The sequence below is a fragment of the Luteithermobacter gelatinilyticus genome, from assembly GCF_005849285.1.
GTDB lineage: Bacteria > Pseudomonadota > Alphaproteobacteria > Sphingomonadales > Emcibacteraceae > Luteithermobacter > Luteithermobacter gelatinilyticus.
The window spans coordinates 1,926,966-1,951,912 of the sequence record NZ_CP040517.1; the positions used below are offsets into that span (position 1 = coordinate 1,926,966).

A 24,947-nucleotide genomic window follows, 5' to 3' on the forward strand; every position below is an offset into this window, starting at 1 on the left:
TGAGGGATGGCATGCTCATCACAAGTCACTCTAACCTTCTTCTGCCCACAGAAAAGGCGGCCATAGCCGCCTTTGGGGGAAAATTTAAGTCCGTCAGGGTCAATCCAGGCGACCATGCACCAGATCGTCATAATCCTGCATCAGGGTTTTGCACACATCTCCGACGGTGAATTTGTAAGGACCGATCTCGGACAACGGGCTGACTTCCGCCGCCGTACCGGTCAGGAATGCCTGTTCAAAGTCCTTCATTTCCTCCGGCCAGATTTCCCGGACCACGATTTTGAGACCGCGTTTTTCCGCAAGCTCCATCACCGCCCGCCGGGTAATGCCGTCCAGAACACATTCCACCGTCGGCGTATGCAGTTCACCATCTCGATAGAAAAAGATATTGGCCCCGGTGGCCTCCGCCACGCGCCCCTTGTAATCCATCATCAGGGCATCGTCATAGCCGTTGGCGGCCGCTGCATCTTTATTGAGAGAGGCAATCATGTAAAGCCCCGCTGCCTTGGCATCATTGGGTGCCGTATAAGGTGCCGGACGACGCCAATGAGCCAGTTCCAGCCTGAGCCCCTTGAGTCGGGCTTCCGGTGAAAAATAAGACGGCCATTCCCAAGCCGCAATGGCCACATGAATTTTACTGCCTTTGGTAGCCACTCCCATCATTTCAGAACCACGCCAGGCCACCGGGCGAATATAGGCATCCACCAGGTTGTTGGCTTTGAGCACTTCTTCAACGGCATTGTCAATTTCTTCCGCTGTATAAGGATTCTCAAATCCCAGAATACGCCCCGAGCGCAAAAGCCGTTCGCTGTGTTCGCGGGCCTTGAAAACCTTGCCGCCATAAGCGCGCTGACCTTCAAATACGGAACTGGCATAATGCAGCGCATGGGTCAAAACATGGAGTTTGGCTTCACGCCAGGGAACCAGCTCCCCGTCAAACCAGATGAATCCATCCCGATCATCGAATGGCAAAACAGACATGACGTCACCTCAAAAAAATAAATTATATCAACCTGTTAATGAGGGGGATAACGATTTATCCAACAACAACCCCGGTAACAATGAACAATTATTTCATAATTCACTTGATATTGGTAACATTATAATTAAAATATGTCAACATGACTGACGTATTTTTTCAGCAGGACCCTCCCATTACCCAGATGGACGATGACCAGGTCTTCCTGAAGGGCATGGAACTGCTGTATTTTGCCTATCGGGACTTCATTAGCTGGCCTGACGATGTTCTGCACCACTATGGTCTGGGTCGGGCCCATCACCGGGTTCTGCATTTTGTCCACCGCAATCCGGGTCTCAGGGTCACGGATCTGTTAAGGTTACTCAATATTACCAAACAGTCCCTGTCCCGGGTACTTAGCACCCTGATCGACAAGGGGTATATTCGCCAAAACATCGGTGAACAGGACCGACGTCAGCGGCTTCTGTATCTTACCGACAAGGGAGAGGACCTGCTGACCAAGATTGCCCGGCATCAAAAGGAACATCTCTTGAAGGCCTGTGCCGCGGCGGGACCGGAAGCGGTGGAAGGTTTCTGGAAAGTTCTCACGGCCCTGCTGAATGAGGAAAACCGTGAGGAAGTTCTCGCCCATGTGAATAAACCATGACCGGTGGCCTCCTCCCTGCCGCGGCAGACTTCCCCTAAAGATCCTGTATTTACGGGAGATTAATCTATTTGCGCGATAAAGGCATTCTGTAATCCGTGGAACTTCTGTCATTACAAGCCATTACGGGATGCCGTTCATGCCAGACTTTTATAAAAAAATTTCCACTCTGGACACGTCTGGACGGGTGTTGTGCGGGATTGTCCTGCTATTACCTTTAGTCAGACTTCTCCTGCATCCCAATACGGGAATAATCTCCAGCATCCCCTTGTATTATTCCCACATCAGTCTGGCGGAAGTCCTTTTTATCATTGCTTTTATCCTGACCAAAAACAGGCAAGCTCCCAACGCCCCCTTATTTCCAGTTGTATTCTGGCTGGGCTTCAGCCTTTGGCTCGCGGTTTCTGTATTCAACTTGTCTGTCGCGCCGTCTTATGAAGCGGCGGCATTCAAAACCACTCAATTCCTCATTCATTTCGCCTTTGCGATCACATTGATAAACTACGTACAGCATGCACCAAAAGCCACAGAGATAATTATTCCATCTGTGATTATTGCTTTACTTTTATTCCTGCCGATATTTTTAGGCACAACCTTTTTGATGGCACGTGACAATGAGCACTTTGACTGGGTTAAGTCTCTTCCCGGTTTCAGCAATGTGCGCCATCTGGATTATATGTTAGGAGCAGGGCTCGCAGCTCTGGGCACGCTTCCTCTGACACACCCCCGAATTCTGAACAGCCTTTTACGGGTAACGGCTTTTGCTGTTCTCATGCTAGCTCTTTGGGTTCTGCTATTTTGGACAGGAGGGCGCGGCTCATCAATCGCCGCGATAGCAAGTCTGGGCATTTGCTTAATATGGCTGCGACCAGAAAGATGGCAAAAACTATTCCAGTTCAATTTATTTATCCTGATCCTGGGCGCAGGGATTTCAGCATTTCTGCCTGTACCTGACACCCCTTCCTACGGCTTGTTGCGTTTTCTGACCAAGGTGACCGAAGTAGAAAACGTTAATGCCTTCACTGCCGGGCGCTTGGTCATATGGCAACAAACCATTGACGTCTGGAAGGATTCCCCTTGGTTGGGCATCGGACCAGGACAAACCAGAAATGTCATTGTTGCGGCAAACAACATTTTCACGCATCCCCATAACGTATTTCTACAGGCTTTCATGGCATGGGGAATACTCGGCGGGCTGCCGTTCTTAGCCATTTTTATAGGAAGTCTGTGGTCAATATGGCAAAGTGACGAGCTCAAAAAATCCACTTCAGCCCACCAAATTTGCGGGTTTGCCATGGCACTTGCTATAGCTGTAAATGCGCTGGTGGACGGCACCCTGTATCACCCATATCCCATATTTTTATTCATTCTCGGGATCAGTGTGGCCCTGAAACCAAGCGTAAAAACTCAATCCGCCAGTTCTTTGGAGCGCTCATAAGCGGCACGTACGGCTTTTTCCAGTAAAACCCCCAGCCCCTCTTTATCATCCATCAGCACATTGAGCGCCGCTTCGGTAGTGCCTTTGGGACTGGTGACATTGATGCGCAGTTGCGTGGCATCTTCCCCCGCCTGATCCAGCAGTGCCCCCGCGCCGCTTACCGTGGCTGCCGCCAGTTTTCCGGCGAGCTCAGGCGACAACCCCACATTTTTCCCGGCTGCCGCCAGCGCCTCCACCAGATGGAAGACATAGGCCGGACCACTACCGGATACGGCCGTGACAGCATCCATCAATGCCTCATCTTCGACCCAGTCCACCTGCCCCACCGCAGACAGCAAAATATGACAGGTGTCCTTTTGATCCGGCGTCACATGAGGATTGGCGCAGCCCACAGTGATGCCCCGGCCAATGGCCGCCGGCGTATTGGGCATGGCCCGGACAATCGCCTTGTCCCGGCCCAGACGGTTTTCGAAATAGGTCAGCGTTTTACCAGCGGCAATGGACAACACTACCGCCTGCGAAAGATTCAACGCTTTTACCCCATCCACGGCTTGATCCATCATCTGGGGTTTGACCGCCAGAATCACAAAAGCAGGCTGTAAGGCAGACGGCAAACGATCGGGCGTTGCCAAAATCTGTTGCGGCCCAAGGTCGGGAAACGCAGCCTGGACCTGGCTTGTGGCCGGGTCCACCACCAGCACTGCCCCGCTGGATAGGCCCTTTTTCAGCCACCCCTGTAACATGGCACCGCCCATTTTGCCGCAGCCAATAAGAAGCAGGGGATTTTCAGGAGTAATCCGGGAAAGATCCGTCATGATGATGCCGTCTCATATGTTCTGTTTTGTCACCCCGAGGATACGGGGGATTATCTGTCGCTTAAGCCTGGCCCACGGTTTCCAACATGGCCGCTTCAAGCGCCTCGCGCGGCCCTTTCCCGGCCCAGAGCACAAACTGAAACACCGGATAATAGCGGTTGCATTCTCCCAGAATAACCTGAGTGACCTGCTCACAGAGATGAGCAACATCTTCCATGTTATGTGACAGAAGCTGGGTATTGCGGAACATGATGGTGCTGTCTTCACTCCAAATGCCAAAATGTCCCATCACCAGTCGTTCATTGACCAGGCTCAGCGTTTCCTGAACCGCCGCTTTTTTGCTATTCGGCACCCGCATATCCAGCATGCCGGCCGCCTGCAGCATATTTTCTTCACTCAGCCAGAAATACCGAATATGGAAATCGCACCAATCGCCGCTCACGGCCACCGTGATTTCTTCATCTCCCGCCCGTTCATAAGGCCATTCATTCTGGGCGATAATCATTTCCAGAATATCCAGCGGATTGCCGCCGCTCGCATCAAAACCGTCTATCGTCAGGGATGTCATTTTTTCTTTTTCTCTAACTGAGAGATTTTCTGTTCCAGTTCTTCCAGGCGCGCTGCAAGCCGTTCATTTTCTTCACGAGCCGTCGCCGCCATTTCCCGCACGACCTCATATTCTTCACGGCTTACAAGATCCATATGGCACAGCATATTTTCCAACCGCTGACGGACAAGATGTTCCACCTCCGTCTTGATGCCGTGAAACGTCCCCGCGGCACTCTGGCCGAGCCGGGCCAGATCATCCAGAATTTTGTTGTCTGTTTGCACCTTAGTATTGGTCCCTGTTGTCATACTTCTTCTTTCTGCACTATGGACAATCATGTCCCTGTTGCCAAGAAGAATCCATTTTCGGACCCTTGACTTCCCTCGAAAGCCGGTCATGATAACGGGCAAATGACTGAAAAACAGCGACATCCGGCTCATTCCCATGATTGAAGTTCTTTTATCCTCTGCCCTTGCCTATCCAGAAATCGACCCTGTTCTGATTGAAATCGGCCCGCTGGCGATTCGCTGGTACAGTCTGGCTTATCTGCTGGGCTGGATTCTTGGCTGGGTCTATCTATTGCGCCTGATCCGTCATCGCGGCGCCCCGTGCTCGGCACAAGACATCAGCGATTATGCCGTCTGGGCAATGGCGGGCACCATTCTCGGGGGGCGGCTGGGATATGTGCTGTTCTACAACCTGTCTTATTATCTTGATCATCCGGAAAAAATCCTGGCCCTTTGGGATGGCGGCATGTCGTTTCACGGCGGTTTTCTGGGGGTGGCGCTGGCCACCTGGATCTTCTGCCGCAAACACCGAATTCCCTTTTTCAGGTTTACCGACCTGGTGGCTTGTGTGGCGCCCATCGGGCTATTGCTGGGCCGGGTGGCCAATTTTATCAATGGCGAGCTTTATGGCCGGGTGACCGATGCCCCTCTCGGTATGGTGTTTCCTAGTGGCGGCCCCCTGCCCAGACATCCGAGCCAGCTTTATGAGGCAGCCCTAGAGGGGCTGGGGCTTCTGATTCTGCTCTGGGCGCTGTATAATTTTACAGCGGCGCGCAAAAAGCCGGGCCTGTTGACCGGGGTTTTTCTGATCGGCTATGCTGCCGCACGCACAATTGTGGAAAATTTTCGGGAGCCGGACGCTCATATCGGTTTCCTATGGGGCACGGAACTTCTGACTATGGGGCAGATGTTGTCCATTCCCATGGTGCTGATCGGGCTGTATCTGGTGTTTCGTCCCCAAAAAGCAATATTATAAACTAGGTTAAAAAACCGTCTTACAGTTTTACAGATGACGGATTTCCGGGTGCTGCATGAACAACCTTAAAGACCATCTGATTAACCTGATCCGGCATCAAGGCCCCATTCCCCTGTCCACCTATATGGCAGAGGCCCTGAGTAACCCGGTTCACGGCTATTACATGAAACAGGACCCCTTCGGCGTGAAGGGGGACTTCACCACAGCGCCGGAAGTCAGCCAGATGTTCGGGGAACTTATCGGCCTGTGGCTGGCCCAAAACTGGATCCAGGCAGGGTCACCAGGCAAAATTCACCTGGTGGAACTGGGCCCGGGGCGGGGCACATTGATGCAGGATGCGCTGCGCGCCATGAAAATCGTGCCCGGCCTGATCGAGGCCATCACTCTGCATCTGGTGGAAATGTCTCCCGTGCTGCGCCAAAAGCAGCAAGAAAGTCTTTCCACATTTATCACACCGGACTGGACCCCGCATTGGCACAACCGACTCAACGATGTGCTGCTGCACGCACAAGACGGCCCGCTTTTTCTGGTCGCCAACGAATTTTTTGACGCTCTACCCATTCGCCAGTATCAAAAGACCGAAACCGGCTGGCATGAACGTCTGGTGGCTGTCGCCCAGCAAAAGGCGGAACTGATACCGGTGCTTTCCCCTCACCCCGTGCAGTATAAAGGACTTATTCCCGAGGCGCTCGACAGGGCGGAAATCGGCGCGGTCGCAGAACTTTGCCCGGCCGGCGAATCCATAATAAGGGATATTGCCGAACATGTGCGCACTTATGGCGGGGTGGCCTTGATCATTGATTATGGGCATATACACCACGGCATCGGGGATACGCTTCAGGCCGTCGCCCATCACGAATATACAGATATTTTTGCCGATCCCGGCAATGCGGACCTCACGGCCCACGTAGATTTTGAGACCCTCCAGGAACGTGCCCGTGAAAGCGGTGCCGCCACTTATGGCCCGGTGCCCCAGGGACAGTTCCTGACCACACTCGGCATAGAAGAACGCGCCCAAGCGTTGCTGAGCAAAGCCACTGAAAAACAGCGGATTGACATCATGATGGCGGTTGAACGCCTGGTCGCGACGGAAGAAATGGGGCACCTTTTCAAGGTGCTGGCTGTTGCCGATCCCGGGCTTCCCGTTCCCCCCGGTTTTGAGGGGGGCTGATAATGGATTTCCTCACCAGTCCGCTATTGCTCCATCCCGCTCTGAAACATGGTTTTTTTACCCGCCAGGGCGGTGTTTCCAGCGGTATTTACGCCAGTTTGAACTGTGGCCCCGGTTCACAAGACGCCCCAAAAAATGTGACAGAAAACCGTCGCCGGGTGTGTGAGGCGCTCGGGGCAGAAGAATTGAGCGGCATATATCAGATCCACAGCGCAACTGTCCGGACCCTAGAGTCTCCCTGGGTCACACCGCCACAGGCGGATGCCCTCGTCACCCGTCGCAAGAATATTGCCATCTCGGTTCTGACGGCGGATTGCTGCCCGGTTCTGCTGGCGGACCCGGAGGCCGGGGTGATCGGCGCCGCCCATGCCGGCTGGAAAGGCGCCCTTGAGGGTATTCTGGAAAATACTGTGCAGGAAATGTGTCGCCTTGGCGCCGCGCGAGAAACCATCCGGGCAGCCATTGGCCCCTGCATTGCCCAGAACGCCTATGAAACCGGGCCGGAATTTTATGCCGCCGTTATGGAACGGGACCCTGCTGCGCATCGTTTTTTCAGGCCCGCCTCCCGCCCGGATCACTCTTTTTTTGATCTGGCCGGTTTTGTCAAACACCGTCTTCAGACCGCCGGCCTTGAGCATATTGATCACCTGGAACGGGATACCTATGGCGAACAGGATCTGTTTTTCAGTTACCGGCGCACCACCCACCGCCGCGAAACGGATTATGGCCGGCAAATTTCCGCGATTATGATATGTTCGTGACATCTCACCGGAAACACCGTTTTTTTCCACACCAAAGGCTTTACAGTTTTATTTCACCCTGCTAGCGTCCGGCGCACTTGCGGCAGAGTCGCTTTTTCATGATTTTGCCAGTATAAAAGTTATAACGATCCAGTATTAAGGTATTGTGTAACATCTATCATGAAATCTCAGGGTCAGGTCCATGAAACACCCCTGCACCATATTGTCGCCTGATCCGCAAACATGAATAGAGAGGTAAACCCCCGATGAAACTTCTGTCCGGAAACAGCAACCTGCCCTTGTCCGAAGCCATTGCCGCCTGTCTGGACATGGAACTGACCAAAGCCGATATCAAACGGTTCAGTGACGAAGAGGTCTGGGTGGAAATCAAGGAAAATGTCCGGGGCGAAGACGTTTTCCTGATTCAACCCACATCCTTTCCCGCCAACGATAACGTGATGGAGCTTCTGGTGTGTATCGACGCCCTGCGCCGGGCCTCCGCCAAACGGATTACCGCCGTGATCCCCTATTTCGGCTATGCCCGACAAGACCGCAAACCGGGGCCCCGCACCCCTATTTCGGCCAAACTGGTGGCGAACCTGATCACCACGGCCGGGGCCGATCGGGTATTGACCATGGATTTGCATGCGGGACAGATCCAGGGTTTTTTTGATATTCCCACCGACAATCTATTTGCTTCACCCGTATTGATTAAGGACATCAAGGATAAATATTCTCTCGAAGACCTGGTTATTGTCTCCCCGGATGTGGGGGGCGTGGTTCGGGCCCGGGCCTATGCCAACCGTCTGGGCGTGCCACTGGCGATTATTGACAAACGCCGGGAAAGAGCCGGGGTTTCCGAGGTGATGAACATCATCGGTGACATCAAGGGACGCAACTGCATTCTGGTCGATGACATCGTCGATTCCGCCGGCACATTGTGCAATGCTGCCAAGGCTCTGAAAGACCAGGGCGCCAAGGCCGTCAGTGCCTATGTGGCACATGGTGTCTTGTCCGGCAAAGCCGTAGAACGGGTCACCAATAGTGAGCTGGAAAGCCTGGTCATTACCGACAGCATTCTGGCAACCGAACGTGTGCGGGCGGCTCACAATATCCATCAGATCAGCATTGCCCCGCTTTTCGCCGAGGCCATCAAACGGATCCACCAGGAATTGTCGGTTTCCGTTCTGTTCAGCTAGACCTTATCCGGAGGGTATTCCCGGCGGCCCGTTCGAATACCCCCGTTCGAATAAAACGTCAGAACGGGCTCCGAAATTACCAAAAAACCGTTGAGTTTTTACCCCTGACACGGTAAAAGCGGCGCATCATGGGCATTGGCACCCCTGGAGGCCAATGCCTGAATACATTTATCAAGGAGATTTAAACCATGGCAAATCCAGTTATCAAAGCTGAATTGCGCGAAAAAGCGGGTAAGGGGTCCTCTCGCGCTCTGCGTCGAGCAGGTCGTATCCCGGCCGTTATCTACGGCAACAAAAAAGAACCGGTCACCATTTCCCTTGACCGTATTGCGCTGGTCAAGGAACTGAATACGGGCGGGTTTCTGAACACCACCTATGATATTGAAGTGGGCGGAAAAAAAGAAATGGTCCTGCCCCGTGACGTACAATTCCACCCGGTGACCGACTGGCCGTTGCATGTGGACTTCCTGCGTCTGGCCGAAGATGCCACCATTGAAGTTATGATTCCGGTACACTTCTTGAATGAAGAGGACTGTCCGGGCCTGCGTGCCGGCGGCGTTCTAAACGTGGTTCGCCACGAAGTCGAGCTCTCCTGTCCGGCCAATGCCATCCCTGAATCTATCGAAATCGACATCGCCAAACTGGAGTTGGGGGAAAGCGTCCATATCAGCCATGTGAAACTTCCCGAAGGTGTCACACCGGTGATTACGGATCGTGACTTCACCATCGCCACCATCGCCGCCCCGAGCGGTCTGAAGAGTGCTGAAGCCGAAGCGGAAAAAGCTGAAGTTGAAGAAGAAGGCGAAACAGAAGAAAATAACGAATAACCCTCAAGGATTGGGACAGGGATATTATGCCTATGTTGTTATTGGTCGGTCTCGGGAATCCGGGCAGCAAATATGACAACAACCGGCATAACATCGGGTTTATGGCGGTGGACACGATTGTCCGCCGCCATAATTTTTCTGCTCCAAAGTCCAAGTTTCAGGCCGAGGTGGCCGAAGGCCGGCTGGGAAATAAAAAGGTTCTGGCCCTCAAACCGCAGACTTTTATGAATCTGTCAGGCCAGTCCGTGGGCGAGGCCATGCGGTTTTTCAAAATCGGCCCGGAAAATGTGATTGTTCTGCATGATGAACTGGATCTTCCCGCCGGCAAGGTGAAATTCAAAACCGGCGGCGGTCATGCCGGTCATAATGGTCTGCGCAGCATCGAGCAGCATATCGGCCGCGATTTTCACCGAATCCGTCTGGGAATCGGCCATCCGGGAGATAAATCCCGGGTAACATCCTATGTGCTCAGCGATTTTTCCAAGGCCGAGCAGGACTGGCTGCATCCCCTGTTGGAAGCCATTGCCGATGCAGCCCCGGCCCTCTCCAATGGCGGGGACGCCTTCATGAATGCCCTTGGCATGATTATGCGACCGCCCCGCAAAAAGACACAACCAAAAACAGATCAACCTTCTTCCGGGCCTGCCCCGGCTTCCGAACAAGAAAAAACACAGGACTAAGACATGGGTTTCAAATGCGGCATTGTCGGGCTCCCCAATGTGGGAAAATCAACACTTTTCAACGCCCTGACCAATACGGCCAGCGCGGCGGCGGCCAATTACCCCTTCTGCACTATTGAACCCAATGTGGGCCTCGTACCGGTGCCCGATCCACGACTTGTCAAGCTTGCCACTATTGCCGGCTCCAAGGAGATCATTCCCACCCAGCTCAGCTTTGTGGACATTGCCGGACTGGTGCGCGGGGCCTCCAAAGGCGAGGGCCTCGGCAACCAGTTCCTTGCCAACATCCGCGAAGTTGATGCCATTGTCCATGTGCTACGTTGTTTTGAGGACGACGATATTACCCATGTAGAAGGCCGCGTTGACCCGCTGGCTGACGCTGAAACCATCGAAACTGAACTGATGCTGGCGGATATGGAAAGCCTTGAAAAACGCAAGGACGGCCTGATCCGCAAGGTCCGCGGCAATGACAAGGAAGCCAAGGCCGTTCTGGAAATAGTCGAACGTGCTCTCGGCACCTTGCAGGAAGGAGAACCCGCCCGGAAAACCCCGGTTGACAGCGATGAAGAGCGCAAGCTCCTGAAGGAACTTCAGTTACTCACCACCAAACCTGTCCTTTATGTCTGCAATGTGGATGAGGACGGGGCGGCCGAAGGTAATGCGCTGACCCGCAAGGTGGAAGAAAAGGCTGCCCGGGAAGGCGCAAAAATGGTTACCATCTGCGCCGCGCTGGAAGCGGAAATCGCGCAACTGGATGATGAAGAGGAACAAAAAGCCTTTCTTGCCGACCTGGGGCTAGGCGAGACGGGGCTGGCCCGGGTAATCCGCGCCGGGTATGAACTTCTGGACCTGATCACCTATTTCACCGTGGGTCCCAAGGAAGCCCGCGCCTGGACCGTCCGCCGCAACACCCCTGCCCCCAAAGCTGCCGGGGTGATCCACACGGATTTTGAAAAGGGGTTCATCCGGGCAGAAACCATTTCCTATGACGATTATATCGCCTGCAACGGCGAAGCCGGCGCCAAGGAAGCCGGCAAGATGCGGCTGGAAGGCAAGGACTATATCGTCCAGGACGGCGACGTCATGCACTTCCGCTTTAACACCTGATCATTCCCCAGTACCAGTATTTTTGGCCAGTATTATTGGCCAGTATCATTGACGGGAGCTATTGTCTGCTGTCATCGGCCTGTCCGTCGCGTTGCAGGGCAGGCATCCGCAAACGCCCACCGGCCAGAACGGTATAGGCCCCAAGCGCCGTCACTGATCCCACCAGCATCATCAGGCTCATGGGCAGAATGTTGCCTGTATGAAAAGCACTGGCCAGCGCCCCGAGACACCCGCCAATCACATATTGGGATGTGCCGAACAAGGCATTTGCCGTGCCTGGCTTTTCCGGAAAATTGGAGATAAAACAGGTCATACAATTGGGCATGATCAGACCGGCCGCCCCCACGCTGCCTACAATCAGTGGCACAACAAAAACAAATTCTGCCCGGCCGGCAAGTGTTAGAAAGGCCAGAGCAACCACTGTCAGAAACTGGCTGCACAGTCCAATACCCAGAATCTGGTGCGGGTCAAGAAATTTCAGCAAAAACGGATTTAAGCGGTTCAAAAGCATAGCCGCAACCATGTTCATGCCGAAATAAACCGGAAACATCCCCTCGGAAACCCCGAAATATTCAATATAGGTATAAGAAGAACTGGTCAGGAAAACAAACATCACCCCAATTGCAAAGGACTGAGTGAGCAGATACCCCATCGCGCTTTTATGCGTTAAAACGCCCCAATAATCCTTAAATACCTGGCGAGGGCTGATCGCGCTCAGCACCTTAATGCGCCGTTCCGGCAGGCGCGGCATCACCACGATCAGAATGAGCAAGGCATAAGCGCCAAGAAAAACAAAAATCCATTCCCAGCCGAAATAAGTCAGAATGACAGCCCCGATGGCCGGCGCCAGCAACGGCGCCACCGCCATGATCAGGCCGATTAGGGCAAAAATGCGCGCGGCTTCCTTGCCATCATAGCGGTCTCTGACAAAAGCCGGCGCAATAACCGTCAAACATCCTCCGCCGAACGCCTGCACGAACCGCAAGACAATAATGGCTTCCGCGTGATGTATCAGCGCAATAGCCAGGCTGATGACCATAAAGATGAAAATGCCGATTTTCCCCACCAGCCGCCGGCCGTAATGGTCCGAAAGCGGGCCACCAAGCAACAAACCAAGTCCCAGTCCCCCCAGATAGGTGCTCAAGGAAGTCTGTAATATGTTGACCGTAGTTCCCAATTCCGTCGCCATAGTGGGCAACGCCGGCAGATAAGCATCCACCGCCAAGGGCGACAAAGCGACCATGCTGGCCAGAAGGACTGCCAACTGGCGCGCCGTTAAATCCATTCTCATAATAAATGCCTGATAAATATATAATTCTTAATTCAGGGTCTTGCCCGTTTGACGGTGGAGGTTACTTTATCCTATTCCCGACAAAATACAAGGAACACGAAAAAGCTGTTGCACGACCCCGGCAGAGAAGGCACAATAAGCCATCTTAAACGATCGTTTTATTTTAGTTTGTCCCGGAGAAAAAGATGGAGTACCTCACCCTGGAAGATTTCAAAGTCGGGGAAAAAAAGGAATTCGGGGATTATCTGATCACCAAGGAAGAAATCATCGAATTTGCCCGCAAATATGATCCCCAGCCCTTTCACCTGGATGAGGAAGCGGCGGCCAAAACTCATTTCGGCGGCCTGATCGCCAGCGGCTGGATGACCTGCTCGGTGATGATGCGGATGTTCTGTGATCATTTCCTGAACCGCTCTGCCAGCGCCGGCTCCCCCGGCGTGGATGAGTTGCGCTGGAAAAAACCCGTATTTGCCGGGGATCGCCTGCGCTGTGTGATAGAAGTTGTTGAGGTAACCCCTTCACGATCCCGCCCCTATCTGGGCACCGTTCGCAGCAAGGTTCTCGTGCTCAATCAGAAGGACGAGGTGGTACTCAGCCTGTATAGCATTGCCATGTTCCTGACCCGGGCCGGACTGGAACAGATGATCGAAAATCAGAAGTAAGTGATCAACCATCGGCCTTCGGGATTATTTCGAGCCTCCCGAAGGCCAGCAGAAAGGCAGGCAATCAGGAAAGGCGCCCGATGCGAAGCTTCAGGGGCCATGAAATGTTTCGAGCCTGCGAAACATTCCCCCAGACCCGGCGCATATCCTCCTCAATCAGAGCAAGTGGTGAGTGTCCCGCCTTTTCCTGATACCTTTGGACGGCGGACCAAGAGGAAAAATATCCCATGAGCTGATCAAACGTCCACCGGGCCCGCATGGCAAAACCGGGAATGTCGGCCTCCTCCTGAAAAGGAAACGGCAGACTGGCATACCCCTCTTCCACCAGGCGCCGTTCCTCTGGCCAGTAAGCCCCGAGAATGTCTTCGTAGAGCCTCAGAATCTCCCGATCCAGTTCCGCAAAAACCCCCAACAGGCCATAACTCCATACTGCGATAACCCCGTCGGGCTTCACGACCCGTTTTACTTCCGCATAAAACGCTTCCAGATCAAACCAGTGCAAAGCCTGCGCCACCGTCACCAGATCCACACTGTCGGAATCAAGACCAGACTGTTCCGCCCGGGCCACCCGAAACTCGATATTGTCCGGGCCCGCGGCATGACGGATCTGTTCTGCGCTGCCATCTGTCGCCATCACCTTTCGGAAATGTTCCGCCAGCCCCCGAGCCGCCTGCCCCGTACCACAACCGCAATCCCAGGCTCTTTCCTTTATTGTCACAAGACCGGCCAGATAGGCAAACAGCTCTGGAGGATAAGCGGGACGATACTGCCGGTAGGCGCCGGACTGACGGGAAAAATGATCCTTGAAGTTCACCACCCTTATTTTCCTTCATAAGATGTCAGGGCGAAAACCGGGCACCCCGCCGCCCGCAACCGATTTGCACCGCCAAGATCCGGCAGATCAATCACAAACACGCTGCCCGCAACCTCGGCACCGCCCTCCCGGACCAACTCCAGCGTCGCCAGCGCAGTGCCCCCTGTGGCAATCAGATCATCCACCAACAACACCCTATCCCCGGGCGAGAGGGCGTCCATATGAATTTCCAACCGATCCGCGCCGTATTCAAGGGTATATTCGCGGGAATAGGTGCGGGCGGGAAGTTTGCCGCCCTTGCGCACCGGGACAAACCCAAGCCCCAGATGATCCGCAATGGCCCCGCCCAGAATAAACCCCCGGGCCTCGATCCCCACAACCTTATTGGCGTTATAGCCACGGCAATGAGTAACCAGTTCCTTGACGGCCCGGCGAAAAGCCGCCCCGTCCTTAAACAAGGTGGTCACATCCCGAAACTGTACCCCCTTGACCGGGTGATCAGCAATGGTGCGGATATGGTCTTTCACCCAGCTCATTGTTCCCCGCCTTCCTGCCGGTGACCCAAAACCCGTGCCGTAATCGCCTGCAGACGCGCCATCGCCTCAGGGTCCCGCCTGTCCGGCGCGGTAATCAGCGCCATATCCAGCGCATGGTCACACCCCTTGGCACAAGGATGACGATCCGCGGCCTGCGCCAACAACGGGGCAACAGTCCGGACAAGTTCTTTGCCCTTATCCACATTGCCGGCCAGAACCTTAAGGATATCCTGCACATCCACCGTGCCATGCCCCTCGTGCCAGCTGTCATAATCCGTGACCATGGCCACCGGGCAATAACAGATTTCCGCCTCCCGTGCCAGTTTGGCTTCGGGCATATTGCTCATCCCCACCACATCACACCCCCAGGACCGGTACAGGCGCGATTCGGCCATAGTGGAAAATTGCGGGCCTTCCATCGCCAGATAAGTGCCTCCTCGATGATATGGAATTGAAGCCTTTTTGAGCGCCTGTTCCACAATATCACTTAACGCGCGGCAGGTGGGTTCCGCCACCGAGACGTGAGCCACCATTCCGTCACCAAAAAAACTTTTCTCACGGGCAAAGGTGCGGTCAATATATTGGTCAACAATCACAAAGTCGCCGGGTTTCAGGTCTTCCCGGAACGACCCGACAGCACTGATTGAAAGGATGTCCGTAACCCCCAGACGCTTGAGCGCATCAATATTGGCGCGATAATTAATGTCTGTGGGCGAGAGTCTGTGTCCTCGGCCATGACGCGGTAGAAACACCAGATCCAGACCATCAAGGCGTCCCGTAAGCATCTCATCGGACGGCCTGCCAAACGGGCTTTCCACCCGCTGCCAACAGACGTCTTTCAGCCCATCCAGGTCATACAGACCACTGCCCCCGATAATGCCCAGCCGGGTTTTGTTTAAAAGATCCGTTTCCTTCACCTGTCATTCTCCTTATTGATGTCGTCAGCATACAAAAAGGGCTGCTCAATGGCAGCCCTTTTCTTGAATTTCACAGGAAAGTGAGGCGCTTATTTAAGCTTCCTCTTTAAGGTCTTCGCCTTTCTTGACTCGTGCCCAAACCTGTTTGTTGGCGAAATACAGCAGGATCGTGAGGAAAATCATATACCCAATGACTTTCAGACCCATTTTCTTGCGCTCTTCCAGTTTCGGTTCGGACGCCCAGTAGAGAAAGGTCGCCACATCCTTGGCCATCTGTTCCACCGTGGCTTCCGTGCCGTCAGCATATTCCACCAATCCCTCAGCCAGCGGCGGGGCCATGGCAATCTGATTCCCGGCAAATACCTTATTGTAATACAGGCCCGGCATCAGGACGAAATCTTCCGGAGCATCCTCATAGCCGGTCAACAGCGCAACGATATAATCTTCACCGTAAACACTGTTCCAGGGCATAAACAAGGACAGATGTTCCCGTGCCTTGGCAATCAGTGAGAAATCCGGAGGATAAGCCCCACCATTGGCGGCCCGGGCCGCCTGCTCATTGGGGAACGGCGCCGGGAAATAGTCGGACGGACGACCGGGGCGTGTGAACATCTCACCCTCGTCATTGGGCCCGTCTTCAATTTCATACTCCTTGGCGATGGCCTTGATTTCATCTTCGTTATAGCCCAAGGCGGACAGTTCACGGAAAGCCACCATGTTCAGGCTGTGGCAAGCGGCGCAGACCTCGCGGTAGACTTGGAAGCCGCGCTGCAATGCCGCCTTGTCATAGGTACCAAACACCCCGGCATGCGGCCAGTCATGGCGTTCGATATGCACTTTTTCGCCACCGGCTGCATGGGCTGAGTTCACGCCAAACACAACTGCGGATGCCGCAATAACTGTGAGGCTAATATTTCTGATAGTTTTCAACATATCCTTAGCCTTTCTTCTTGGCCAGCACGGCTTCGGCGATACTGGTCGGCAACGGTTTGGTGGTTTCCGTCCGGCTGATAATCGGCAGCAGGATCAGGAAATAAGCGAAATAGAAAGCCGTCGCAAACTGCGCAAAAGTCAGCACGGTCACTTCAACGCTTCCCACATGCAGCAGCACCTCATCCGGAGACTTGGCGCCCAAGAAGCCAAGAAACAGCCCGTTGATCACAAACAGCCAGAAGAAGAATTTGGTCAACGGCCGGAAGGTGGCAGATCGGACTTTGGAACCGTCCAGCCACGGCAGGGCGAACAAGATCAGGATAGAGGCAAACATGGCCACAACCCCCAGCAGCTTGTCCGGGATAGCCCGCAGAATGGCGTAGAACGGCAGGTAATACCATTCAGGCACAATATGTGCCGGCGTTACCATGGGATCGGCCTCCATATAGTTGTCCGGATGCCCCAAAATATTGGGCATATAGAACACAAAGATTGCAAAGAAAATCACAAAGACCCCGAGCCCAAAGGCATCTTTCGCCACATAATAGGGATAGAACGGCACTTTGTCCTGCGGTCCCTTAGCGTCAATGCCCAGCGGGTTGTTGGATCCCGGAATATGCAAAGCCCAGATATGCAGGATCACCACGCCGGCAATCACAAACGGCAACAGATAATGGAGGCTGAAGAACCGGTTCAGGGTTGGGTTATCCACGGAAAAGCCGCCCCAGAGGAAATACACGATGTCATCGCCAATGACCGGAATAAAGTCAAAGGCACTGAACAGGTTGGTGATCACCGTCGCGCCCCAGAAGCTCATCTGCCCCCACGGCAGCACATAGCCCATAAAGCCCGTGGCCATCATCAGCAGATAAATGATGATGCCCAGGAACCACAGCACTTCGCGCGGCGACTTGTAGGATCCGTAATACATGCCCCGGAGAATGTGGATGTACACCACAATAAAGAACATGGACGCACCGTTGGCATGGATATAACGCAACAGCCAGCCATAGTTCACATCCCGCATGATGTGTTCAACACTGCGAAACGCCATATCCACATGCGGGGTATAATGCATGACCAGCACGATACCGGTAATGATCTGCACCACCAGCATAAAACCGGCAAGAGAGCCAAAATTCCACCAATAGTTCAGATTGCGCGGCGCGGAATATCCGCCGCCCAGCGAACCGTAAATCAGGCCCAGAATCGGCAGGCGTTGTTCAAACCACTTCACGCCCGCGCTTTGGGGCTCGTATTTTTTATCAGCCATAATCCTCTCCTACCCGATTTTTACGGTTGTATCATTGAGGAAGGTATATTCCGGCACCGGCAGGTTTTTCGGTGCGGGACCTTTTCGGATACGTCCGGAAATGTCGTAATGGGACCCGTGACAGGGGCAGAACCACCCGTCGAACTCCCCCATTTGATCCAGCGGCACACACCCCAGATGAGTACATACCCCCACCATAATCAGCCATTCCGGCTTAACAACCCGTTCGGCATCCGGTTGTGGATCCTTCAGTTCCGCCGTGTCATCAGCGCGGGCTTCAGCAATTTCAGCCTGAGTCCGATGACGGATGAATACCGGCTTGCCGCGCCACAGAACCTTGATGGTCTGTCCCTCGGGGATGGCGGAAAGGTCAACTTCGGTTGATGAAAGCGCCAGCACATCGGCGGACGGATTCATCTGATCAATGAGCGGCCAGGTGGCGGCGGCGGCACCTACTGCGCCGGCAGCACCACTGGCAACATAGAGGAAGTTACGGCGTGTAACTTCGCCTGCTTGTTCTTTGTGGTCTTTAGTGGCCATAAAAAAACCCCTCGATGCGAATACGCAGATCAATACTCACGCAAATGACAGTTAAACGGACAGGCCACCGGCATCAATATACCCCTAACAAATACGGCCCTTCCGGCCGCGCCCATCCAAAACATAGTCTGCGAGCACAGGTTTTACTCAGAAAGCCGCCAAGATGCAATGATTTTTCTTTCATGGCGACGCCCGCAACTCTGTGTTAACCTCTTGCGGAAAAAAAAGAGCGGTAAATATCTGGGAATTACGGTAAAAGCGTAGTAAAGAAATTACTGGTTTCCAAGGCTTACAGGCGTATGCAGCATCACTGGCACAAAAAAAAGATACAGCTCACCTACTGGTTCGGGGAATTCCGCCTGTTCAGCAAGTCGTACAAGCTGCACACTTGTAATATAGACTATTTGACCACTCCCCCCTTCGACCCGTCCGGACTTTCCCTGCCCGCCTTATGTGAAACGGAAAATACACCCGGGGTCCTGCTTTATTCATACCCAGTGGGCCATATCGCCGCACGTATTTTCACCTGGGAAAACTATCTCGGCTATTTCATCAAGGATTATCAGCGGTTTTTTGTCAGAATCGATAGCAGTTATGAAGAATATCTGAACAAATTTTCCGCCAAGACCCGTTCCACCTTCCGTCGAAAAATCAGAAAATTCGAAACCGTTTCTGGGGGGATGCTGGACTGGAAAATCTATGCCACGCCTGAGGAAATGGATGCGTTTTATCCGCTGGCCCGCCAGGTGTCCGAAAAATCCTATCAGGAAAAACTGCTGGATGCGGGGTTACCCACCTCAGAAGAGTTCCGGGACGAAATGAAACAGCTGGCGGAGCAAAACCGGGTTCGGGGCTATTTGCTGTTTCATGACGGCCAGCCGGTCAGTTACATGTATTGTCCCATTGAAAACACCTGCATGATCTATGCCTATCTGGGATATGACCCGGACTATGGGCGTTATTCCGTGGGCACAATTTTAATGCTGCTGGTGCTGGAAAACCTGTTTGAAAGCCGGGATGCCGCCATTTTTGATTTCACCGAGGGGCAGTCGGATCATAAAAAACTGTTTGCCACAGATTCCGTAAAATGCGCGAATATCCTGCTGCTGCGCAAATCGGCAGGCGCCCTTTTCTGGATTTACCTGCATTACGGTCTCTGTGGCCTGTCGGAAAACATCGTCCGGGGGCTGGACAAGCTCGGGCTCAAAAACAAACTCAAAAAGTTGATCCGGCGGACGGCCTGAACGCAAACCAAGCATTAGAGTGAATTGTGAATGGGGTGGCCCATTCACAATTCACTCTAAAACAATCCCGGCCCGTCATGGAGAGCGCAAACGACGCAATCCAGTGCATTGGAGCCAGTACATTGAAGAATGGATCGCCACACCCCTTTCCCAAGATATATAGCGCGGGCTCGCGACGACATTCCCCCTTTCACCATCATTGCGAGACGCAAAAACGGCAATAACGGCAAAGCAATCCACGGCGGTTCGGATCAGCTCTTGCGGCGGTAATCTATCCAGTGAGGCATTGGGTCAAGCAGCGGCTGGAAAAGACCTTTCAGATTTTCCGTCGGCAACGTGAAGGCCCGCCAAGGGCGTTTCAGGAGTTCGCGCCCCACCGCCCCTGGCAGGCGGTATTCCCCCCTGGCTTCGTAATGTTTGCCGTCCGCACGGCCCGTGCAATAATCAATACCGGCTTCGACAAAATTCAGCCCTGTCCACATGGCCGCCGGCATAGTGAACCAGAATCGTGGATTACATTCGATGACATAGACTTGGCTGTTACGGGAATCAACACGCATATCAAAATGGGCCACGCCACTGAATTCAAACAATCTGATGATGTCCCGCCCCAGATTTTCGATTTCTTCATTCCTGAGAAAGGACAATGTATCACCCTCATTCCATTTCTGCACCGCCATGGCGATAATCTCTCCCTGATCCGCCAGCAGGCTCAAGTCAATGTCATATCCCGGAATATATTCCTGGATGATTAACGGCGGCTCGCTATAGGGCGCGGGTCCTTCCACATGGTTTTTCAGGCTTTCATAATCCTCTATCTTCACCACCCCATGACTTGATTCACATTCCAGAGGTTTGACAATCAGGGGAAATCCGATTTCCGCCGCGAAGGCTTCAGTCAGATCAGAAGAGCTGGAAATAAGTTTGGTTTTCGGCGTGGCAAGCCCATGAGTCATCAGTATATGGGCAAAACTCCATTTATTATGGATGTTGTTAAGGGTTTCCGCACTGCTGCAAGGGAAACAGCGAATGGCGCCTTTGCCGTCCTTCTCCCCAAAAAAGGAAAGGGTCCGATTGAGAAATGCCGTCGCCCCGATATCCCCGGGAATGATGAGAGAGATATCGTGCTGTTCACAATATTCCCTGATATGGCAGGCATTTTGCTCATCCTGTGCTTTATCCTTACCCCAGGGAAGGTAACTGAATTTATAGGTATGCCGGGAGTATTTCAGGAGATTATCCCGGGCATTGGCCATGACATGGACCTGAGAACACACAGGATAAAGACAATAAAGAACTTTCAGGTTTAACGCTTCGGACCCCGCCAGCAATAAGACGTTCATTGAACTCACCTAATAAGCCACATAACGCGTATTTTATATGCCCGTTCAGGGTACCATGATATGCTAAGCGTTAACAATGCTGTTTATTTTTAGACTGAAATGTAATAGACAAGACTTTCACAAAGGAAACGCCGCCAGTATGCCTGCCCGTCAAAACAATAAATATATAACTGCTTTCAACTACGTCCTTTCCGCCACCCGCCGACATCACCTCAATCCCTTCAGGGCCTTTGCCGATTTTTTTAATTTTGCGGTTTTGAAAAAATTTTCCCCTGTTGAGATTTACAACTTTGACCTCCTCAGCCCCCAATGGACAAAACAAGACCGAAAAGAACTGGTCAGCAAGGAGATCCATTTACGCAACCAGCAAAAAGTGAACCCGGCCGCCTATAGTATTCTGACCGAAGACAAGGTTGTTTTTCATTATTATTGCAGTGCTGCAAGCCTGGCCACACCGCGCCTGCTGGCCGTCGTCAACCGTTTTGGGGCATCCTTTGCTTCTGATCACAGTCCAATTACCTGTTTTGAGGATTTCAGGGCCGCGCTTACGCAAACCGGGACAGGCGTAATCTGTAAACCGGTTTACGGGGCGCACGGCACAGGTATTGTCGGCTTCGACAAAAAAAATGAGGCATATGAGGGGATTCGAAGTGAATTTCCCTCATTGGAAAGTTTTTACAACTATCTGACCACCACAGGCCGACATGAAGAATTCATCATTCAGGAAAAACTCACCGGCCATCAGGAAATTTTAGCTCTGACAGGGAAAAAACAGGTGCAAGGGCTGCGCCTGATCACGGTCATGGACAAGAATAATGAGCCGCGGCTCATTCTGCGCAAAATCAAACTGGCGGGTCGGGACCGTCTGCTGGACAATTTTCAGTTTGGTCAGTCCGGCGCGCTGTTATGCCTGCTTGACGAAAACGGCCAAATTGAAAAAGCGCATGCTTATTGCGCCGAGAAACAGGCCCTCACCTCCATCAGCCATCATCCGGAAACCGGAAAGAGCCTGATCGGTTTTCAGGTCCCCCACTGGAAACAATGTGTGGATCTTGTGCTCAGGGCGCAAAAACATTTCAGGCCCCACAAAACCATTGGCTGGGATGTGGCCATAACGGATGAAGGCCCCCTACTTCTGGAAGGCAACATCTACTGGGATCCCCTCATGCCGATTGAAGGCCCCATGAAAAGCCTGTGCCGAAAATATAGCATAGGTTAATTTTTATATCAGGCCATGTGCTTTAAGTCGGTCCTTGGGCAGGCTAAAGGGGGCCATCGGTGTCCAGACCGCATTGCCCTCGAGAAGGACAGGGCCAGCATCCGTTATCGCAATATCCCAGCCCAGACATTCATGAGGCAGAAAACGCCGCGCCGCCTTTTGCGCCAGGTCAATGATGTCTTGTGGATAGGGAATCCTGAAATCGGCAAACCGCATGCCCGTTTTGGGATGACAATCAATGTCTTCAAGATATCCCACCTGCAAATTCATGCGGCGGACCCGAACCAGTTTTCCCGATTGCAGTTCCAGCTGCGCCAATGAATTTCCGGTTTTTCCGGCATTAAAGGCATCCGCCAGGCCCTCTTCACCAGCCAGTTTGAAAAAACTGAACAGGATCTCGACATCGCCCCCGGCCGTCAAACAGGTGCAGACCCGGACTGTTTGCAACATAGTAAAGCCAGTAAGTTCAGTGATTGCCCGGTGATTACTGAGACGTTCCTGAAAAATCGCCTTTTGAGGCGCTCGGCTCATCAGGTCCAGTTCAAAATCCTCTTTCCGGCATTCCTGGTCCAGTTTTTCCAGAAAACCGAACAGACTATATTTTTCATCCCCATAGACCACATCCCCCTCCGGCGTTTTGTGCAGCAGCTTGATCCCCTGTCCGAGCAGTCCCAGGGATAATTTCACGAGTGTCTCCTGCGGCAATTTCCGGGAAATAAACTCTGACCAGTCTGATTGACTGACCAGAGGCTGGCCGTCTTCGTCCCAACCGCCTTCTATATCATAGACGCCGTAAATTTGCGGGATCGGCAGACCATAATTCCGGCACAGCTGATAAAAAATGCTTTTATCCCCCACCATGCACAAATGAGACCGAGCAATCTTGCGCATATAAAACCGGTCCGCCATTTCCTTGGAAATCGTATTATAATGTGTCCTGAAACTGAAGGACGGGTCCGCAAGACCAAGGAGGTGGATTTCCGCGGGTGAAAACTTGCGGACCAGATAGGCATATAGCCAGTTATATAGGACCTTCAGGGGTCGTGCCCGGTATCGTTGCCACTCATTGCCTACAAACCGGAAAAAATCTCTGCCCTTTGAAATCATACGCATTTTGTGTAACCCCTCCCTTATACAAACCGGCCCCGGATATGGGTCAATATCGCCACACCATGTCGTTCAGTTTATTGTGCAATTTCCGGCCAACCGCATACCATGGCGGCATGGTCAGACAGATATTCTCGGCTTCCTCCTGTGCCCGCCAGCGTTCAGCAGCCGAGGCAAAATCCATGGTTACAAAATCATCCGGGTGACTGTGGATAAAACGGCACAGTTTTTCCAATCGTTGCTGATTCACCCGGTTGCGGGTGAGCTTTTCAAACCGTTCCCCATTCGTTTTAAAATATTCAAACGGATGGGTAAGGATCACCACATTGTCCACCCCGTACCGGCGGGCCTGCCATAAAAGCGCCTTCATTTCCGGCCAGCTGCAACTGGTAATCTGCAAGGTTTTGATATGGGGATTGCCGAACATGCTAAAATCCTGATAGCTGAGCACGGGCAGTTCCATCACCCCTTCGATCTGATGACGCCCTGACATCAGCTGCAATTCCGGTACCTCGGGCCGGAAGACCCCCAGTCCAATGCTGGAAGACAAAGGAATACCCAGTTCCGCCATCACCCGGTATACGGTTCGATCCACATGCAGGCTGCCCGTGCGTAAGGCGAGTGGTTTTTTGCCGGTCCAGCGTTCAAAGACCCTGACACAAAGGTCAAAAATTCTCTTCAGTTCCCCGGTCTCACGGCCGGCACAGGAATCATTTTGGGAAAATGTGCCAATGCTCGGATTCTTATTGAAATGCAGCCAACAAGGATGCACATGAAGCTGCACATCCTGCCCTGCGGCCTGAATACGCCGCACATATCCTTGCATCGGCTCATCGCCGAAATAAAAATAATTGGCACATTCCACAAAGAAAGTTGATTTGGTCTGGTATTTCTGAAAAAGGTCAAGAAGAAACCCCAAGCCTTCTTCCCGCCCCGCCACGGCCCCGCTCACCATAGGGTCAGAGACCGGCAGGCAATCGGGACTGTCAAAAGCCCCGGCTATGCTGAATTCCGTATCAATGGTGATGCTGACTTCTGTCGCCAAGGACATATCACCTTAAAATTATTGCTCCACCCTTTCTACTCAACTATCTTCCTCACAAGGTACTCAACATAGATTTACCTAGGATATACTTATTTTGACGTAGTGAAAAGTATGCAAATTGCTTTATATCAACCGGATATTCCCCCCAATACCGGCACCATGATCCGCATGGCCGCCTGTCTTGGAGTCCCCGTGCACATCATCGAACCCTGCGGTTTTCCGTTCGGGGAGAAAAGTTTTCGCCGCGCGGGCATGGATTACGTAGATCAAAGCACGGTGATCCGTCATAAAAGCTGGCAGGATTTTCAGAACAACCGGCCCCGGGGGCGACTTGTTCTGCTGACAACCCGAAGCCGCACCCCCTATACGGAAATTCAGTATGAGCCCACGGATATCCTGCTTCTGGGCCGGGAGAGCGCCGGTGTGCCGGAAGAGGTTCACAACGTCGCGGACCAACGGGTGCTCATCCCCATGAAACCAGGAACAAGATCATTGAATGTGGCGGTCTCCGCCGCTATGGTGCTGGGTGAAGCCCTGCGGCAAACAGGGCAGTTCCCAGCCTGAAGTATTACTGTCAGATGTATTACAGCCTGATGTATTAGCTGAACGAAAGA

27 protein-coding genes are annotated in these 24,947 nt (G+C 53.0%); 13 read left to right on the forward strand and 14 right to left on the reverse strand.

The features are described 5' to 3' along the window. Positions 1–99: 99 nt before the first annotated feature. Entirely contained in the window at positions 100–981 is an 882-nt protein-coding gene (locus tag FE788_RS08720; RefSeq protein ID WP_138380274.1) for a branched-chain amino acid aminotransferase, read from the reverse strand. 140 nt (positions 982–1,121) lie between these two features. Here FE788_RS08720 and FE788_RS08725 point away from each other — a divergent pair, with 140 nt between their 5' ends. Both FE788_RS08725 and FE788_RS08730 read left to right on the forward strand, forming a co-directional pair. Next, positions 1,122–1,625: a MarR family winged helix-turn-helix transcriptional regulator gene (locus FE788_RS08725; RefSeq protein ID WP_168190343.1), complete on the forward strand. Its 504-nt coding sequence runs from the start codon at positions 1,122–1,124 to the stop codon at positions 1,623–1,625. A gap of 136 nt (positions 1,626–1,761) precedes the next feature. Further along, the gene (locus FE788_RS08730; RefSeq protein ID WP_168190344.1) at positions 1,762–3,060 is read left to right on the forward strand and encodes an O-antigen ligase family protein; all 1,299 of its coding nucleotides are present in this window, start codon (positions 1,762–1,764) and stop codon (positions 3,058–3,060) included. Here the strand turns inward: FE788_RS08730 and proC are convergent. The 3 genes from proC to FE788_RS08745 all read right to left on the reverse strand — a co-directional run bounded on the left by proC (position 3,030) and on the right by FE788_RS08745 (position 4,730). Continuing rightward, positions 3,030–3,875 carry a pyrroline-5-carboxylate reductase gene (proC, locus tag FE788_RS08735; protein WP_138380276.1) on the reverse strand — a complete coding sequence of 282 codons (846 nt, stop codon included), beginning with the start codon at positions 3,873–3,875 and terminating at the stop codon, positions 3,030–3,032. The genes FE788_RS08730 and proC overlap by 31 nt on opposite strands. Before the next feature lie 61 nt (positions 3,876–3,936). Next, complete coding sequence (locus tag FE788_RS08740) at positions 3,937–4,443, reverse strand: type III secretion system chaperone family protein (RefSeq protein ID WP_138380277.1); 507 nt, start codon at positions 4,441–4,443, stop codon at positions 3,937–3,939. Continuing rightward, the gene (locus tag FE788_RS08745) at positions 4,440–4,730 is read right to left on the reverse strand and encodes an accessory factor UbiK family protein (protein ID WP_138380278.1); all 291 of its coding nucleotides are present in this window, start codon (positions 4,728–4,730) and stop codon (positions 4,440–4,442) included. Before FE788_RS08745 ends, FE788_RS08740 begins: the two co-directional genes overlap by 4 nt. A 136-nt stretch (positions 4,731–4,866) precedes the next feature. Here FE788_RS08745 and lgt point away from each other — a divergent pair, with 136 nt between their 5' ends. The 7 genes from lgt (at position 4,867) to ychF (ending at position 11,409) form a co-directional block, all read left to right on the forward strand. Beyond that, on the forward strand, positions 4,867–5,685 hold the full coding sequence (lgt, locus tag FE788_RS08750) for a prolipoprotein diacylglyceryl transferase (RefSeq protein ID WP_138380279.1): 819 nt from the start codon (positions 4,867–4,869) through the stop codon (positions 5,683–5,685). Between the two features lie 55 nt (positions 5,686–5,740). After that, positions 5,741–6,856, forward strand: coding sequence for a class I SAM-dependent methyltransferase (locus tag FE788_RS08755; RefSeq protein WP_138380280.1), 1,116 nt, complete (start codon positions 5,741–5,743; stop codon positions 6,854–6,856). Between the two features lie 2 nt (positions 6,857–6,858). Continuing rightward, positions 6,859–7,617, forward strand: coding sequence for a peptidoglycan editing factor PgeF (pgeF, locus tag FE788_RS08760; protein WP_138380281.1), 759 nt, complete (start codon positions 6,859–6,861; stop codon positions 7,615–7,617). 245 nt (positions 7,618–7,862) lie between these two features. Further along, positions 7,863–8,795: a ribose-phosphate pyrophosphokinase gene (locus FE788_RS08765; RefSeq protein WP_138380282.1), complete on the forward strand. Its 933-nt coding sequence runs from the start codon at positions 7,863–7,865 to the stop codon at positions 8,793–8,795. A 188-nt stretch (positions 8,796–8,983) separates the two neighbouring features. Continuing rightward, on the forward strand, positions 8,984–9,622 hold the full coding sequence (locus FE788_RS08770) for a 50S ribosomal protein L25/general stress protein Ctc (RefSeq protein WP_138380283.1): 639 nt from the start codon (positions 8,984–8,986) through the stop codon (positions 9,620–9,622). 32 nt (positions 9,623–9,654) lie between these two features. After that, positions 9,655–10,302: an aminoacyl-tRNA hydrolase gene (gene pth / locus FE788_RS08775; RefSeq protein ID WP_138381342.1), complete on the forward strand. Its 648-nt coding sequence runs from the start codon at positions 9,655–9,657 to the stop codon at positions 10,300–10,302. A gap of 3 nt (positions 10,303–10,305) precedes the next feature. Continuing rightward, positions 10,306–11,409, forward strand: a complete 1,104-nt coding sequence (gene ychF / locus FE788_RS08780; protein WP_138380284.1) for a redox-regulated ATPase YchF — start codon at positions 10,306–10,308, stop codon at positions 11,407–11,409. Between the two features lie 58 nt (positions 11,410–11,467). Here the strand turns inward: ychF and FE788_RS08785 are convergent, their stop codons facing one another. Continuing rightward, complete coding sequence (locus tag FE788_RS08785; RefSeq protein WP_138380285.1) at positions 11,468–12,700, reverse strand: multidrug effflux MFS transporter; 1,233 nt, start codon at positions 12,698–12,700, stop codon at positions 11,468–11,470. Positions 12,701–12,885: 185 nt separating this feature from the next. Here FE788_RS08785 and FE788_RS08790 point away from each other — a divergent pair, with 185 nt between their 5' ends. Continuing rightward, entirely contained in the window at positions 12,886–13,362 is a 477-nt protein-coding gene (locus FE788_RS08790; protein WP_138380286.1) for a MaoC family dehydratase, read from the forward strand. A 64-nt stretch (positions 13,363–13,426) separates the two neighbouring features. On the opposite strand, the gene FE788_RS08795 is transcribed toward FE788_RS08790, so the two are convergent. The 6 genes from FE788_RS08795 to petA form a co-directional block, all read right to left on the reverse strand. After that, complete coding sequence (locus FE788_RS08795; RefSeq protein WP_138381343.1) at positions 13,427–14,176, reverse strand: methyltransferase domain-containing protein; 750 nt, start codon at positions 14,174–14,176, stop codon at positions 13,427–13,429. Positions 14,177–14,181: 5 nt separating this feature from the next. Further along, complete coding sequence (locus FE788_RS08800; RefSeq protein ID WP_138380287.1) at positions 14,182–14,712, reverse strand: adenine phosphoribosyltransferase; 531 nt, start codon at positions 14,710–14,712, stop codon at positions 14,182–14,184. After that, positions 14,709–15,629: an S-methyl-5'-thioadenosine phosphorylase gene (locus FE788_RS08805; RefSeq protein WP_138380288.1), complete on the reverse strand. Its 921-nt coding sequence runs from the start codon at positions 15,627–15,629 to the stop codon at positions 14,709–14,711. Before FE788_RS08805 ends, FE788_RS08800 begins: the two co-directional genes overlap by 4 nt. A 93-nt stretch (positions 15,630–15,722) precedes the next feature. Continuing rightward, positions 15,723–16,562, reverse strand: a complete 840-nt coding sequence (locus FE788_RS08810) for a cytochrome c1 (protein WP_138380289.1) — start codon at positions 16,560–16,562, stop codon at positions 15,723–15,725. A gap of 4 nt (positions 16,563–16,566) precedes the next feature. After that, complete coding sequence (locus tag FE788_RS08815) at positions 16,567–17,835, reverse strand: cytochrome b (RefSeq protein WP_138380290.1); 1,269 nt, start codon at positions 17,833–17,835, stop codon at positions 16,567–16,569. A 9-nt stretch (positions 17,836–17,844) separates the two neighbouring features. Next, positions 17,845–18,375, reverse strand: coding sequence for a ubiquinol-cytochrome c reductase iron-sulfur subunit (petA, locus tag FE788_RS08820; protein ID WP_138380291.1), 531 nt, complete (start codon positions 18,373–18,375; stop codon positions 17,845–17,847). 299 nt (positions 18,376–18,674) lie between these two features. Between petA and FE788_RS08825 the strand changes: the two genes are divergently transcribed. Continuing rightward, positions 18,675–19,619: a GNAT family N-acetyltransferase gene (locus FE788_RS08825; protein ID WP_138380292.1), complete on the forward strand. Its 945-nt coding sequence runs from the start codon at positions 18,675–18,677 to the stop codon at positions 19,617–19,619. 251 nt (positions 19,620–19,870) lie between these two features. Here FE788_RS08825 and FE788_RS08830 read toward each other — a convergent pair whose 3' ends face one another. Next, a complete protein-coding gene (locus tag FE788_RS08830) occupies positions 19,871–20,962 on the reverse strand; it encodes an ATP-grasp domain-containing protein (RefSeq protein WP_138380293.1) in 1,092 nt (363 codons plus the stop codon). 139 nt (positions 20,963–21,101) lie between these two features. Between FE788_RS08830 and FE788_RS08835 the strand changes: the two genes are divergently transcribed. Next, entirely contained in the window at positions 21,102–22,181 is a 1,080-nt protein-coding gene (locus FE788_RS08835) for a sugar-transfer associated ATP-grasp domain-containing protein (protein WP_168190345.1), read from the forward strand. A gap of 3 nt (positions 22,182–22,184) precedes the next feature. Here the strand turns inward: FE788_RS08835 and FE788_RS08840 are convergent, their stop codons facing one another. After that, the gene (locus tag FE788_RS08840) at positions 22,185–23,294 is read right to left on the reverse strand and encodes a sugar-transfer associated ATP-grasp domain-containing protein (protein ID WP_138380295.1); all 1,110 of its coding nucleotides are present in this window, start codon (positions 23,292–23,294) and stop codon (positions 22,185–22,187) included. Between the two features lie 43 nt (positions 23,295–23,337). Beyond that, positions 23,338–24,333, reverse strand: a complete 996-nt coding sequence (locus tag FE788_RS08845; protein WP_138380296.1) for a polysaccharide deacetylase family protein — start codon at positions 24,331–24,333, stop codon at positions 23,338–23,340. A gap of 111 nt (positions 24,334–24,444) precedes the next feature. Here FE788_RS08845 and FE788_RS08850 point away from each other — a divergent pair, with 111 nt between their 5' ends. Beyond that, positions 24,445–24,897, forward strand: a complete 453-nt coding sequence (locus FE788_RS08850) for a tRNA (cytidine(34)-2'-O)-methyltransferase (RefSeq protein WP_138380297.1) — start codon at positions 24,445–24,447, stop codon at positions 24,895–24,897. Positions 24,898–24,947: the final 50 nt, after the last annotated feature.

What these genes read in the sequence shown, in the direction of transcription:
- FE788_RS08800 (WP_138380287.1), bottom strand. Translation starts at nt 14,712, where the DNA reads ATGAGCTGGGTGAAAGACCATATCCGCACCATTGCTGATCACCCGGTC.
- FE788_RS08790 (WP_138380286.1), top strand. Translation starts at nt 12,886, where the DNA reads ATGGAGTACCTCACCCTGGAAGATTTCAAAGTCGGGGAAAAAAAGGAA.
- proC (WP_138380276.1), bottom strand. Translation starts at nt 3,875, where the DNA reads ATGACGGATCTTTCCCGGATTACTCCTGAAAATCCCCTGCTTCTTATT.
- FE788_RS08765 (WP_138380282.1), top strand. Translation starts at nt 7,863, where the DNA reads ATGAAACTTCTGTCCGGAAACAGCAACCTGCCCTTGTCCGAAGCCATT.
- FE788_RS08725 (WP_168190343.1), top strand. Translation starts at nt 1,122, where the DNA reads ATGACTGACGTATTTTTTCAGCAGGACCCTCCCATTACCCAGATGGAC.
- FE788_RS08745 (WP_138380278.1), bottom strand. Translation starts at nt 4,730, where the DNA reads ATGACAACAGGGACCAATACTAAGGTGCAAACAGACAACAAAATTCTG.
- FE788_RS08830 (WP_138380293.1), bottom strand. Translation starts at nt 20,962, where the DNA reads ATGAACGTCTTATTGCTGGCGGGGTCCGAAGCGTTAAACCTGAAAGTT.
- FE788_RS08810 (WP_138380289.1), bottom strand. Translation starts at nt 16,562, where the DNA reads ATGTTGAAAACTATCAGAAATATTAGCCTCACAGTTATTGCGGCATCC.
- pth (WP_138381342.1), top strand. Translation starts at nt 9,655, where the DNA reads ATGTTGTTATTGGTCGGTCTCGGGAATCCGGGCAGCAAATATGACAAC.
- lgt (WP_138380279.1), top strand. Translation starts at nt 4,867, where the DNA reads ATGATTGAAGTTCTTTTATCCTCTGCCCTTGCCTATCCAGAAATCGAC.
- petA (WP_138380291.1), bottom strand. Translation starts at nt 18,375, where the DNA reads ATGGCCACTAAAGACCACAAAGAACAAGCAGGCGAAGTTACACGCCGT.
- FE788_RS08785 (WP_138380285.1), bottom strand. Translation starts at nt 12,700, where the DNA reads ATGAGAATGGATTTAACGGCGCGCCAGTTGGCAGTCCTTCTGGCCAGC.
- FE788_RS08825 (WP_138380292.1), top strand. Translation starts at nt 18,675, where the DNA reads ATGCAGCATCACTGGCACAAAAAAAAGATACAGCTCACCTACTGGTTC.
- ychF (WP_138380284.1), top strand. Translation starts at nt 10,306, where the DNA reads ATGGGTTTCAAATGCGGCATTGTCGGGCTCCCCAATGTGGGAAAATCA.
- FE788_RS08720 (WP_138380274.1), bottom strand. Translation starts at nt 981, where the DNA reads ATGTCTGTTTTGCCATTCGATGATCGGGATGGATTCATCTGGTTTGAC.
- FE788_RS08770 (WP_138380283.1), top strand. Translation starts at nt 8,984, where the DNA reads ATGGCAAATCCAGTTATCAAAGCTGAATTGCGCGAAAAAGCGGGTAAG.
- FE788_RS08850 (WP_138380297.1), top strand. Translation starts at nt 24,445, where the DNA reads ATGCAAATTGCTTTATATCAACCGGATATTCCCCCCAATACCGGCACC.
- FE788_RS08840 (WP_138380295.1), bottom strand. Translation starts at nt 23,294, where the DNA reads ATGCGTATGATTTCAAAGGGCAGAGATTTTTTCCGGTTTGTAGGCAAT.
- FE788_RS08730 (WP_168190344.1), top strand. Translation starts at nt 1,762, where the DNA reads ATGCCAGACTTTTATAAAAAAATTTCCACTCTGGACACGTCTGGACGG.
- FE788_RS08835 (WP_168190345.1), top strand. Translation starts at nt 21,102, where the DNA reads ATGCCTGCCCGTCAAAACAATAAATATATAACTGCTTTCAACTACGTC.
- pgeF (WP_138380281.1), top strand. Translation starts at nt 6,859, where the DNA reads ATGGATTTCCTCACCAGTCCGCTATTGCTCCATCCCGCTCTGAAACAT.
- FE788_RS08755 (WP_138380280.1), top strand. Translation starts at nt 5,741, where the DNA reads ATGAACAACCTTAAAGACCATCTGATTAACCTGATCCGGCATCAAGGC.
- FE788_RS08740 (WP_138380277.1), bottom strand. Translation starts at nt 4,443, where the DNA reads ATGACATCCCTGACGATAGACGGTTTTGATGCGAGCGGCGGCAATCCG.
- FE788_RS08815 (WP_138380290.1), bottom strand. Translation starts at nt 17,835, where the DNA reads ATGGCTGATAAAAAATACGAGCCCCAAAGCGCGGGCGTGAAGTGGTTT.